12 protein-coding genes are annotated in these 11,872 nt (G+C 54.1%); 3 read left to right on the top strand and 9 right to left on the bottom strand.

Annotated elements, in window-relative coordinates; translation table 11 throughout:
• Positions 1–3: 3 nt before the first annotated feature.
• On the bottom strand, positions 4–462 hold the full coding sequence (locus tag ACTJJA_RS00795) for an Lrp/AsnC family transcriptional regulator (RefSeq protein WP_010428130.1): 459 nt from the start codon (positions 460–462) through the stop codon (positions 4–6).
• Positions 463–577: 115 nt separating this feature from the next.
• Here ACTJJA_RS00795 and ACTJJA_RS00790 point away from each other — a divergent pair, with 115 nt between their 5' ends.
• Positions 578–1,624 carry a PLP-dependent cysteine synthase family protein gene (locus ACTJJA_RS00790; protein WP_440665627.1) on the top strand — a complete coding sequence of 349 codons (1,047 nt, stop codon included), beginning with the start codon at positions 578–580 and terminating at the stop codon, positions 1,622–1,624.
• Between the two features lie 40 nt (positions 1,625–1,664).
• Here the strand turns inward: ACTJJA_RS00790 and cof are convergent, their stop codons facing one another.
• Positions 1,665–2,483, bottom strand: coding sequence for an HMP-PP phosphatase (gene cof, locus ACTJJA_RS00785; RefSeq protein ID WP_440665625.1), 819 nt, complete (start codon positions 2,481–2,483; stop codon positions 1,665–1,667).
• A gap of 102 nt (positions 2,484–2,585) precedes the next feature.
• On the opposite strand from cof, the gene ACTJJA_RS00780 reads away from it, so the two are divergent.
• Together ACTJJA_RS00780 and queC are read left to right on the top strand one after the other, a co-directional pair.
• A complete protein-coding gene (locus ACTJJA_RS00780; protein WP_440665623.1) occupies positions 2,586–4,286 on the top strand; it encodes an SgrR family transcriptional regulator in 1,701 nt (566 codons plus the stop codon).
• A 66-nt stretch (positions 4,287–4,352) separates the two neighbouring features.
• Positions 4,353–5,048, top strand: a complete 696-nt coding sequence (gene queC / locus ACTJJA_RS00775; protein ID WP_089599334.1) for a 7-cyano-7-deazaguanine synthase QueC — start codon at positions 4,353–4,355, stop codon at positions 5,046–5,048.
• A 2-nt stretch (positions 5,049–5,050) separates the two neighbouring features.
• Here queC and ACTJJA_RS00770 read toward each other — a convergent pair whose 3' ends face one another.
• From ACTJJA_RS00770 to lon, 7 genes are all read right to left on the bottom strand, one after another.
• Positions 5,051–5,380 (bottom strand): addiction module antidote protein, encoded by a 330-nt coding sequence (locus tag ACTJJA_RS00770; protein WP_063144765.1) that lies wholly within the window; start codon positions 5,378–5,380, stop codon positions 5,051–5,053.
• Entirely contained in the window at positions 5,352–5,717 is a 366-nt protein-coding gene (locus tag ACTJJA_RS00765) for a type II toxin-antitoxin system RelE/ParE family toxin (RefSeq protein WP_440665621.1), read from the bottom strand. Before ACTJJA_RS00765 ends, ACTJJA_RS00770 begins: the two co-directional genes overlap by 29 nt.
• A gap of 48 nt (positions 5,718–5,765) precedes the next feature.
• The gene (locus ACTJJA_RS00760) at positions 5,766–6,164 is read right to left on the bottom strand and encodes a YbgC/FadM family acyl-CoA thioesterase (protein WP_025756175.1); all 399 of its coding nucleotides are present in this window, start codon (positions 6,162–6,164) and stop codon (positions 5,766–5,768) included.
• A gap of 99 nt (positions 6,165–6,263) precedes the next feature.
• Positions 6,264–6,644, bottom strand: a complete 381-nt coding sequence (locus tag ACTJJA_RS00755; RefSeq protein WP_108415716.1) for a helix-hairpin-helix domain-containing protein — start codon at positions 6,642–6,644, stop codon at positions 6,264–6,266.
• Positions 6,645–6,792: 148 nt separating this feature from the next.
• Positions 6,793–8,664, bottom strand: a complete 1,872-nt coding sequence (gene ppiD, locus ACTJJA_RS00750) for a peptidylprolyl isomerase (RefSeq protein ID WP_440665618.1) — start codon at positions 8,662–8,664, stop codon at positions 6,793–6,795.
• A gap of 212 nt (positions 8,665–8,876) precedes the next feature.
• Positions 8,877–9,149 carry a nucleoid-associated protein HU-beta gene (gene hupB / locus ACTJJA_RS00745; protein ID WP_010428111.1) on the bottom strand — a complete coding sequence of 91 codons (273 nt, stop codon included), beginning with the start codon at positions 9,147–9,149 and terminating at the stop codon, positions 8,877–8,879.
• Positions 9,150–9,360: 211 nt separating this feature from the next.
• Complete coding sequence (gene lon, locus ACTJJA_RS00740) at positions 9,361–11,715, bottom strand: endopeptidase La (RefSeq protein ID WP_089599338.1); 2,355 nt, start codon at positions 11,713–11,715, stop codon at positions 9,361–9,363.
• Between the last annotated feature and the right edge of the window lie 157 nt (positions 11,716–11,872).

Genomic DNA, 11,872 nt, shown 5'->3' with positions numbered 1-11,872 from the left:
AAGTTATTCAATGGGTAATGCTGTGGTGTATTTTATCTGTTCCATCGCGAAGCTTGAGGTGACATCCGACAAGCCCGGTACGCTGTTGACCAGCCGCTTGTAGAAATCATCATAGCGCTTCATGTCGGCCACCTGGACGCGCATCAGGTAATCGTATTCTCCCGCCATACGCCAGAAGCCGAGCACCTCAGGCATCTCAGAAACCTGAGTGACAAAGCGGCAATACCATTCGCTGCTGTGGTGCTGCGTTTTTATCAGGACAAAGGCCGTCAGTCCAAGCCCCAGTTTTTCGGGATCTAATAACGCCACACGGCCCAGCAGCACGCCGTCATCTTCCAGCTTCTTGAGGCGTTTCCAGCACGGTGTGGTGGTCAGATTAACGGCATCTGCTAACGCCTGCAAAGAGAGGGTGCAGTCCGTTTGCAACAATGAAAGCAGCTTGCGGTCAATTTTATCTAGCATACCCACCTCGCAGAGAAAATTTTTCTCCCTACATTCTATTTTAAAGGCCAGATAGCAACAATTTTTTCTGTGCTTTTCGCTATGCTAGGCACAAAATGACAAACGGATAACTACGATGAATAGCACCTGGGTTAAACATGCGATCAGCGAAATCAATGCCGACTATCAGCGCTCGGCGGATACGCACCTGATTCGCCTTTCCCTGCCGGGATTTGACGGCATTCAGCTCTATCTGAAAGACGAAAGCACTCATCCTACCGGTAGCCTGAAGCATCGTCTGGCACGTTCCCTGTTTTTATACGGTTTATGTAACGGCTGGATTAAAGAAGGCACGACGATTATTGAATCCTCGTCCGGTTCCACAGCGGTGTCCGAAGCCTATTTCGCCCGACTGCTGGGCCTGCCGTTTATCGCCGTCATGCCGTCCTGCACTGCAAAACGCAAAATCGAACAGATCGAATTTTACGGCGGACGCTGCCACTTTGTGGAAAGCGCCTGCGAAATCTACGCCGCCTCTGAAATGCTGGCGCGCGAGCTGAACGGCCACTATATGGACCAGTTCACCTTCGCCGAGCGAGCCACCGACTGGCGCGGCAATAACAACATTGCCGACAGTATTTTCCGCCAGATGACCCACGAGCCGCACCCGGTTCCGTCGTACATTGTAATGAGCGCCGGTACGGGGGGCACGTCTGCCACTATCGGCCGCTACATCCGCTGTCAGGGCTACGATACCCAGCTGATGGTGGTTGACCCCCAGAACTCCGTGTTCCTCGACTACTGGCAAAACCGTAACGCCGAACTGCGTAGCCCGGTAGGCAGTAAAATTGAAGGGATTGGTCGCCCGCGCGTGGAGCCCTCTTTCATTCCCGACGTCGTGGATGAGATGATGCGCGTGCCGGATGCCGCAAGCGTGGCAACGGCGCACTGGCTGGAGACGCAGCTTGGCCGCAAAGTGGGCGCCTCAACGGGCACTAACATGTGGGGCGCACTGCAGCTTGCCGCACGCATGCGCGAAGAGGGCCGCACCGGTTCCATCGTCACGCTGCTCTGCGACAGCGGCGAGCGTTATCTCGAGACCTACTACAACGCGGAGTGGGTGCAGGCCAACATCGGCAATATCGCCCCGTGGAAAGCGCAGATTGCAGAGCTGGTGAAATAAAAAAAGCCAGACCGAAGTCTGGCTTGCTGGAAGGGTCTCACTATTCGGGGGAATACGGGAGGTTGTTGTTGTCCAGCCAATGCGTCAAAAAATGGGACACCGCTTCATTGCCGCAGTGTCCGATAACCGGCAGATGGGGAAGTTCCGCTTTTAGCTGCGCCATCGCGTTCCCCATAATCAGACCGCGACCGACGCTGCCCAGCATCTCGCGGTCGTTCATGGCGTCGCCAAACGCCATACAATCCTGCATCGTTAAGCCCAGGTGGTCGCTCAGAACCGCCAGGGCTGAACCTTTGTTACAGCCCACCGGCAGCACTTCCAGACAATCCACCGCCGAGAAGGTCAGGTGCGCCCGGTCGCCCAGCGCCTCATTCAGCTGAATCCGTAAGCGACAGAGATCGTCATGATCGCCGCAAAAGCAGATCTTGGTGACCGCATGGGCGGGGATCCGCCGCAGATCGATCAGCTGATATTTAAAGCCGCTGTAAACATGCGCATGCAATAATTCCGGGATTTCGCTGCCGGTAAACCAGCCCCCATCGTTAAAGACGTGGATGCTGGCCTGCGTGTCCCAGGTACTGTGCAGCACGATATCCGCCACTTCCGGGTTGAGATCCTGTCGGTGCAGCACATCGCCTTCCACGGAGTGAATTCGCGTCCCGTTGCCGGTGATCAGAAAGGCGTCGAGGGAAAACGCGCCCAGCAAATGGCGCATTTCCAGCACATGACGACCGGTGGCAAACGTCAGGGTGACATCTCGCTCGCGCAGGCGCTTCAGGGTACTCAGGGTTTTCTTCCCCAGACGGTGATCCGGCATTAACAGCGTGCCGTCCATATCAAATGCCGCAAGCCTGGCCATGATTACTCCTGAAAATGTGATGCGATTAACTTGTGTATCAGTATCGTGTGAGATATACGGAAGTAATAGTGAATAGATGATAATTATTGTTCCGGGTTTCTTATGCGCCAGCTTAATCGTCTTAATCAGTATCAGCGACTGTGGCAACCTTCCGAGGGTGCAACGCAGCAGGTCACTATCAGCGAGTTGGCCGCCCGCTGTTTTTGTAGCGAGCGGCATGTCCGAACGCTGCTGCGTCAGGCTCAGGAGGCTGGGTGGCTCAGCTGGCAAGCGCAGTCTGGTCGCGGAAAGCGAGGTGAGCTGACGTTTCACGTCACCCCGGAATCGCTGCGCAATGTGATGATGGAAGAGGCGCTGAAAAGCGGGCAGCAACATAACGCCCTCGAACTGGCACAGCTTGCGCCTGAGGATTTACGTGCGCTGCTGCATCCATTTCTGGGCGGCCACTGGCAAAACGATACGCCGACGCTGCGTATCCCCTACTACCGCTCGCTGGATCCCCTTCATCCCGGATTTTTGCCCGGTCGGGCGGAGCAACATCTGGCCGGGCACGTTTTCTCCGGGCTGACGCGCTTTCACGGCAGCGGCAGCGAACCAACGGGGGATCTGGCGCACCATTGGGAGGTCTCGGCGGACGGCCTGCGGTGGCACTTTTACATCCGTTCCACCCTGCACTGGCATAACGGCGATAAAATCGAGACGGCACAGCTTCAGCGAAGCCTGACGGCGCTGCTGGCGCTGCCAGCCCTGCGTAAGCTGTTTCAGAGCGTATTACGCATTGACGTCACCCACCCGCAGTGTCTGACATTTACCCTCCATCAGCCGGACCACTGGCTTGCGCACCGCCTGGCGACATACTGCAGTCGCCTCGCCCATCCCGACCAGCCCATGACGGGCAGCGGTCCTTTCAAACTGAGCGTGTTCGATCCTGAATTGGTTCGTCTGGAAAGCCACGAGCAGTACCATCTTAGCCACCCGCTACTGAAAGCGATTGAATACTGGATCACGCCGACGCTGTTTGACTACGGGCTTGGCACCAGCTGTCGTCATCCGGTACAAATCGCCATTGGCGAGCTTGATGAACTGGAAAACCTGCGGCTGGTAAGCAGCAGTACCAGCCTGGGGTTTTGTTATCTCACGCTGAAGCACAGCCCACGCCTGAACAAAATGCAGGCACGACGGCTGATCAATATCATCCATCTCTCGACGCTGCTGCACACGCTGCCGTTGAATGAGGGTTTAATCACGCCTACGGAAGAACTCCTGCCCGGCTGGGATATACCGCAGTGGCCTGATTTAACGGATGTTCGTCTGCCTGAAACATTGACGCTGATTTATCATCTGCCGGTTGAACTCCACACCATGGCAAACCAGCTGAAACAGTACCTTGCCCAACAAGGCTGTGAGCTTAGGGTCATTTTTCACAATGCCAAAACATGGGACGGATGCCAGCGACTGGCAGAGGCGGATATCATGATGGGTGACAGGCTGATTGGGGAAGCGCCAGAGTACACGCTTGAGCAGTGGCTACGCTGTGATGCGCTTTGGCCGCACCTGTTAAGCGCGCCGCAGTTTGCTCATCTACAAGCCACGCTGGATGCGGTTCAGACCCAGGCCGACGAACTGGCGCGGCATGCAGGCCTGAAAGCCATTTTTAGCCAGCTTATGGAAAATGCGGTGATTACACCGCTATTTAACTACCAGTATCAAATCAGCGCCCCACCGGGCGTTAACGGTATCCGGCTTAATACCCGTGGCTGGTTTGATTTCACCGAAGCCTGGCTTCCTGCCCCCAAATCGTGAAGAAGCTGGTCGGCGCTGAAGTCAGGCGTTAACATACTGTTTTTACCGTAACTGTCGAGATGATTTATGAAACGTGCCGTCGTCGTGTTCAGCGGAGGACAAGATTCCACTACCTGCCTGGTTCAGGCTCTTCATCAGTACGATGAAGTTCACTGCGTGACTTTCGATTATGGTCAGCGCCACCGCGCTGAAATCGACGTGGCCCGTGAACTGGCTTTGAAACTGGGCGCACGCGCGCACAAGGTGCTGGACGTTACGCTGTTAAATGAACTGGCCGTCAGTAGCCTCACCCGGGACAGTATCCCGGTACCTGACTACGAACCCGATGCCAGCGGTATTCCGAATACCTTTGTGCCGGGCCGCAATATTCTGTTCCTGACGCTGACCGCAATCTACGCCTACCAGGTGCAAGCCGAAGCGGTGATCACGGGCGTGTGCGAGACCGACTTCTCCGGCTACCCGGACTGTCGTGATGAGTTCGTGAAAGCGCTCAACCACGCCGTTAATCTTGGCATGGCAAAAGAGACGCGCTTTGAAACTCCGCTGATGTGGCTGGATAAGGCCGAAACCTGGGCGCTGGCCGACTACTGGGGCAAGCTGGACCTGGTTCGCAGCGAGACGCTCACCTGCTATAACGGCATCAAAGGCGACGGTTGTGGCCAGTGCGCGGCCTGTAATCTGCGTGCGAATGGGTTGAACCATTATCTTGCCGATAAAGTCGGCGTGATGACCGCGATGCAGAAAAAAACCGGGCTTAAATAGGCCTACTTGACCGTGCTGTCGAACAGTTTCACACCGGCAGCACGGGTAACCTTCATCAGCGTTGTCAGCGTTGGGTTGCCGTTGTCTGACAGGGTTCGGTATAGCTGCTGACGGGACAGACCTGCTTTGGCAGCGATTTCACCTATGCCGCCGCGGGATTCGATAACACGTCTTAACGCGATTAAGTATGCTGGGATCCCCTGGTCTTCATAAATCTCATCCAATGCAACCTGCAGATATAGCTGAGCGTAGGAAGGGTTTTCACGAAGCATTTTTACGACGGCTTCATCGTGGCTGACGGAACTAGAAAATTTTCGTTGGCTCTTGCTCATCCGGTTTATCCTTTTGATGTTCTCTCCAGTAATCTATTGCCAGTTTCACATCAGTCTTTTGACTCTTTTTGTCACCGCCGATCAGCAACAACAGGATCTTGCGATGTTGTACCGAAAAATAGATTCGATAGCCGGGACCACAATCAATTTTCAGTTCCCAGATCCCCTCTCTGAGATATCGGTAATCGCCGAAATTCCCTTTCTCAGCACGGTCAATTCGCAGAAGGATCCGAAACGCTAACTCCGGATCCTTTCGCTTCATCTTCGCTACCCACTCTTCAAACGGCACTTTTCCGTCACGGGTCCGGTAACGTTCAACAACGTAGTCCCTGTCCATTATTCTATCCCTGAAAATTCCTTTTGTCTTTTATAAAAGACAAACTTTCTACGCGATCATCAGCTCCAGCTTTTCTCGCAACTCCCCTTCCAGCGGCAGCGCTTTCTGCGTTTTCAGATCGATACAGACAAAGGTGATCAGAGCATCAGCCACGACCTGCCCTTCAGGATCCAGCGTCACCACCTGGCTCAACACCCCGCTTTTACCGTTTAGCTGCTGAACCTGACTGGTGACGGTCAGCACATCCCCCAGCACGGCCGGACGGCGGTAGTTGATGTTGATATTGACGACCACGAACGCGATGTTGTGCGCGGTCAGCCACTGAAAGCTTTCGCTGTTTTCCAGCCCGTCCCAGCGCGCCTCTTCAAGAAACTCAAGATAGCGGGCGTTGTTCACGTGCTGGTAAACGTCGAGATGGAAACCGCGTACTTTGATTTTTGTCTGCATAGCGCAATAGCCTTTACTGTTATTGTAGGATGAGAGGTCATAACTGGTATGACCTCTTTATCCTGGCAAAATTTGGCCGCAGTGCAAGAAATTGCGTAATTACAACGTCAGGTGTGAGAGGTTGCGCTCAACCAGCGCACTCCCCATTCCCGGTACCTGCTTGAGATCGTCGACCGTTTTGAAAGGACCATATTCTTCGCGGTAGCTGACGATAGCCTGCGCTTTTTTCAGGCCAACGCCATTCATGACGCGAGCGAGATCTTCCGCAGAGGCCGAATTGATGCTGACCCGCGTACCGTCATCATCGGTATTTTTACCGACATCAGTCGCTTTGGTTTGCCCCTGCACCGGCGCTGCCGCGTCAGACTTGCTCTGCGTAGCCTGTGGTTTAGCGGCGGGCGTCACCGCCAGCGCGCCCGCGCTCATCCCGGTGGTGGCAATAGCCAGCGTAATTAACAGTGCTTTGATTCCACGTTTCATGCTGTTTTCTCCTTGTTTGTTGACAGCCACGTCACGATAGCCGCCGGGTAAAACGGGCACAAACAGCAGATTGCAGAAATGGAAAAGGCCGCGAAAGCGGCCTTTAGTTTTTGCAGAGCGTTACGAAAATCTGCGAGCAGACTCGTAATTACTGCTGCTGAGTCATCACATCACCCAGCTTGATTTTTGCTTCTTTACGCAGGTTGCTCATCATGGCTTCGAAGGCAATCTGGGCATTGTTCTGGGTAATCCCCTGAACCATCGCTTTCTTCTGTGCTTCTGGCAGCGTGCCCGCTTTCACTTCATCCAGCGCCAGCAGAACAACGTTACCCTGCATATCGGTTGTGGTGCCGAAGCTTGGTTTATCCTTCGCTGGCAGCGTCAGACCAAACGCGGCCTGGCTGATTGGGTCCTGACCGGTACGGCTCAGCGTTTTCGCCTCACCGAAGCTCAGGCCAGCGGCTTTCAGCGCGTCCTCTTTACCTGCTTTCAGGTCAACCAGGATCTTCTCAGCATCCAGTTTTGCCTGCTGCTCAGCTTTGTTGTGCTTAACCTGCGCAATAACCTGATCTTTCACTTCCGCCAGCGGCTTAACGGCTTCCGCTTTGTGCTCACTGACACGCAGAACGAATGCACGGTCACCGTCAACGGTAATGATGTCAGAGTTGCTGCCCGGCGTGCCGTTCTCGCCTACCAGACCACCGTTGAAGATGGCGTCAGAAACCGGCTTGAAGTTCAGCTCTTCCGGCAGGTTGTCGCGTCCAAACCAGCCTGTTTCAACCGCTTTGACACCCGCCGCCTGCTCTGCACCCGCCAGAGATTCATTGTCGTTGCTCGCCGCATCGCTCACTTTCTGCTGCAGTGCGTAATAAGCATCCAGCGCTTTTTCCTGTTTCACTTTCGCCGCGATATCATCGCGAACGTCAGCCAGCGGCTTGGTTTTTGCCGCGGTGATGTCGTCCAGACGCACGACCAGGAAACCAACGGAAGACTTAACGACGCCTGACAGCTGGCCTTTCTCTTTCAGGCCGGCATTTTTCAGCTCGTCCGGCGTGGTCGCGTCTTCCAGCCAGCCCATATCACCGCCGTTTTTCGCAGAGATAATGTCGGTGGATTTTGCTTTCGCGACGGTCGCGAAATCAGCGCCTTTGTTCAGCTCATCCAGCACGGCTTTGGCATCTGCCTCGGTCTTAGTCTGAATCACGCTGTAGCGGTTACGCTGCGGCTGAGTGAACTGATCCTGATGCTGGTCGTAGTAAGACTGGATTTCCGCGTCAGACGCGGTTTCCTGCAGCGCAGCCGCATCCAGTTTGATGTAGCTCACGCGGAACTGCTCAGGCGCAACGAAAGTGTTCTTGTTCTGCTCGTAGTAAGCGTTAACTTCTGCGTCGCTCACCTGCTGCTTTGCCGCCAGTGCATTCACATCAATTGTCGCTTCACGCACGACACGCTGCTGAGCCACCAGCGCAGCCAGTTCGTCGGTTTCACCTTTGAGCATGAAATCGGTGCCTACAACGGCATTGATGAGTTGCTGAGTGGTCAGCTGGTTACGCAGCGCCTGCGCGTACTGATCGGCAGTCATTCCCATCTGGTTTACGATGCTGTTGTAACGGGCGTTGTCGAATTTGCCGTTAGACTGGAATGCCGGAGTTGAGAAGATGGCTTTTTTGACCTGCTCATCGCTAATGCCAAGACCCAGTCCCTTCGCATACTGGTCCAGCAACGCTTCATCGATAAGGCGATTAAGCGTCTGCTGACGCAAGGTTTTCATATAGCCTTCGTTCGCTGCCAGTTCAGAGAATTGATCGCCCAGCTGTTGCTGCATACGGTTACGTTCACCGGCGAAAGCGTTCTCGAACTGCCCACGGCTGATCTCCTGGCCGTTCACTTTTGCGGCATAGTTCGCGCCACCGCCGATAAGGTAACTGCTCACGCCGGTCAAAATGAACGACACGATAATGATACCGAAAATAATCTTGAGCACGAGACTGTTAGCAGCCGTGCGTAAGCTGTCCATCATGGTGTAACAACACTCCGCTGTAGGTGACTGGTTACCTGACGCTGACGGAAAATCCTTACCGTCGCGCGTAAAGGCGTATTGTGACAAGAAAACGGTGCGATTGTCAGCCCACAACTCGCATAAACTCGCACAAACCAGGTCTGGACAAACAAAAAAGGCACATCAATTGATGCGCCCTTGTACTTTTCGGCTTCCCTGAAGCGGGAAAGCAATCAGTTTACTGCGTCTTTCAGCGCTTTACCTGCACGGAAACCCGGCACTTTAGCGGCAGCAATGGTGATCTCTTTACCGGTTTGAGGGTTGCGGCCAGTACGGGCAGCACGCTCTTTAACAGCAAAAGTACCGAAGCCTACCAGCGCAACGTCGTCCCCAGACTGCAGAGATTCAGTAACAGAAGCAATTAATGCATCTAACGCACGTCCAGCTGCAGCTTTAGAAATATCAGCACCAGCAGCAATTTTGTCAATCAGTTGAGATTTATTCACTGTTCTCTTCCTCTCTTTTATAATTTATATCGCACCTGAATCCTTCACAGCGCGACCGCGCAGCAGTTATATCAGGCCTGCCATGACCTTACAACACCCGTTGTTGATGGCTAACCCAATCAGCAATCTAAATTAGCTATACAAAAAAAGGCTGGCAAGTGCGAAATGACTTACCAGCCTTGTTTTTATTGACGCTCTTTGCGCGAGGTCACTATTTTGCGGTTACAACCTGCATTCCGGAGGGTTCATTCTGCAGTGCGAGACTAAGAACTTCCTCAATGCGTTTCACCGGATGGATCTGCAGATCGGCAATCACGTTGTCCGGAATCTCTTCCAGATCGCGTTTATTTTCATAAGGAATCAATACGGTTTTGATCCCACCGCGATGTGCCGCCAGCAGTTTTTCTTTCAATCCACCGATTGGCAGTACCTGACCACGCAGGGTAATTTCACCGGTCATCGCCACGTCGGCACGCACCGGGTTGCCCGTCAGACAGGAAACCAGCGCGGTACACATAGCAATACCCGCACTTGGGCCATCTTTCGGCGTCGCCCCTTCCGGAACGTGAACGTGGATGTCGCGTTTTTCGTAGAAATCCGCGTTAATGCCCAGTTTTTCCGCGCGCGCGCGCACCACGGTCAATGCCGCCTGAATGGACTCCTGCATCACTTCACCCAGCGAGCCGGTGTAGGTCAGCTTGCCTTTGCCCGGCACGCAGGCGGTTTCGATGGTCAGCAGATCGCCACCCACTTCCGTCCATGCCAGACCGGTCACCTGACCAACGCGGTTTTCATTGTCTGCGCGACCGTAATCAAAGCGCTGTACGCCCAGGTAGGCGTGCAGATTGTCGCCGTTAATCACGATGTGTTTCAGGCTCTTATCCAGCAGCAGCTGTTTCACCGCCTTACGGCACAGTTTAGAAATTTCACGCTCAAGGCTACGCACGCCCGCTTCACGGGTGTAGTAGCGGATGATGCCAACAATCGCGCTGTCCTCAACGGTCAGCTCGTTCGCTTTCAGCGCGTTACGCTCAATCTGCTTCGGCAACAGGTGCTGTTTCGCAATGTTCAGCTTCTCGTCTTCGGTATAGCCGGAGAGACGGATCACTTCCATACGGTCCAGCAGCGGGGCCGGAATGTTCATGGAGTTGGACGTCGCCACGAACATCACATCGCTCAGATCGTAGTCCACTTCCAGGTAGTGATCGCTGAACGCCACGTTCTGTTCTGGATCAAGCACTTCCAGCAGCGCAGACGCCGGATCGCCACGCATGTCTGACGACATTTTGTCGATCTCATCGAGCAGGAACAGCGGGTTTTTAACGCCCACTTTCGCCATCTTCTGGATCAGTTTACCCGGCATTGAACCGATGTAGGTACGGCGGTGACCGCGGATTTCCGCTTCATCGCGTACGCCACCCAGCGCCATGCGGATATACTTACGTCCGGTCGCTTTGGCGATGGACTGACCCAGAGAGGTTTTACCTACCCCTGGCGGCCCTACCAGACACAGAATTGGGCCTTTGATTTTGTTCACACGGCTTTGTACCGCGAGGTACTCAAGAATGCGGTCTTTCACGCGCTCCAGGCCGTAGTGGTCGGTATCCAGGATCTCCTGAGCCTGACGCAGATCTTTTTTGACCTTGCTGCGGGCGTTCCACGGAACCTGCACCATCCACTCAATGTAGCCGCGCACGACGGTCGCTTCAGCCGACATTGGAGACATCATTTTCAGCTTCTGCAGCTCGGCTTCCGCTTTCTCTTTCGCCTCTTTCGGCATCTTCGCCGCGTCGATCTTACGCTTCAGCGCTTCGTTTTCGTCCGGCGCGTCGTCCATCTCGCCCAGTTCTTTCTGAATGGCCTTCATTTGCTCATTCAGATAGTACTCACGCTGAGATTTTTCCATCTGCTTTTTCACGCGGTTGCGAATACGCTTCTCAACCTGCAGCAGATCGATTTCAGATTCCATCATCGCCATCAGGTATTCCAGACGTTCATTAACGTCGGACATTTCCAGCACGGACTGTTTGTCAGCCAGCTTCAGCGGCATGTGTGCAGCGATGGTGTCCGCCAGACGCGCAGGATCGTCGATGCTGTTCAGCGACGTTAGCACTTCTGGTGGGATTTTCTTGTTCAGCTTGATATAGCCTTCAAACTGGCTAATCGCGGTGCGCACCAGCACTTCCTGCTCGCGCTCATCAAGCTCAGGCGAATCAAGATACTCTGCCTTGGCAGAGAAGTGTTCGCCATCGTCTGACAAAGTGGTAATACGCGCACGCTGCAGGCCTTCTACCAGCACCTTCACGGTGCCGTCAGGCAGCTTCAGCATCTGCAAAATAGAGGCCACGGTCCCGACGGTGAAAAGATCGTTTACACCCGGCTCATCCGTTGATGCTTCTTTCTGCGCCACCAGCATGATTTTTTTATCATGATCCATGGCGGCTTCGAGGCAACGGATAGATTTTTCCCGCCCTACAAATAAGGGTATGACCATGTGCGGATAAACCACCACATCGCGCAACGGCAATACGGGGATTTCAATGCGTTCAGAACGCTCAGGATTCATAGAGCTCTCTCTTAGTTTAGTGTCCGCCAGGTAAACTGGTTATGTCACTGTGCTTCACACAACCATTAACATGTAACCAGTATATGGGGATGTTTCCCACACATTCAACGCCATGAATACGGAAAAAGTAAAGGGGAGATAAAATCCCCCCTTTTTG

The sequence above is a fragment of the Enterobacter sp. 22452 genome (assembly GCF_052045065.1).
In the GTDB taxonomy this organism is placed as follows: domain Bacteria; phylum Pseudomonadota; class Gammaproteobacteria; order Enterobacterales; family Enterobacteriaceae; genus Enterobacter; species Enterobacter mori.
Note: the sequence above shows the minus strand (reverse complement) of the source record. Positions and strands in the feature narration are given on the sequence as shown.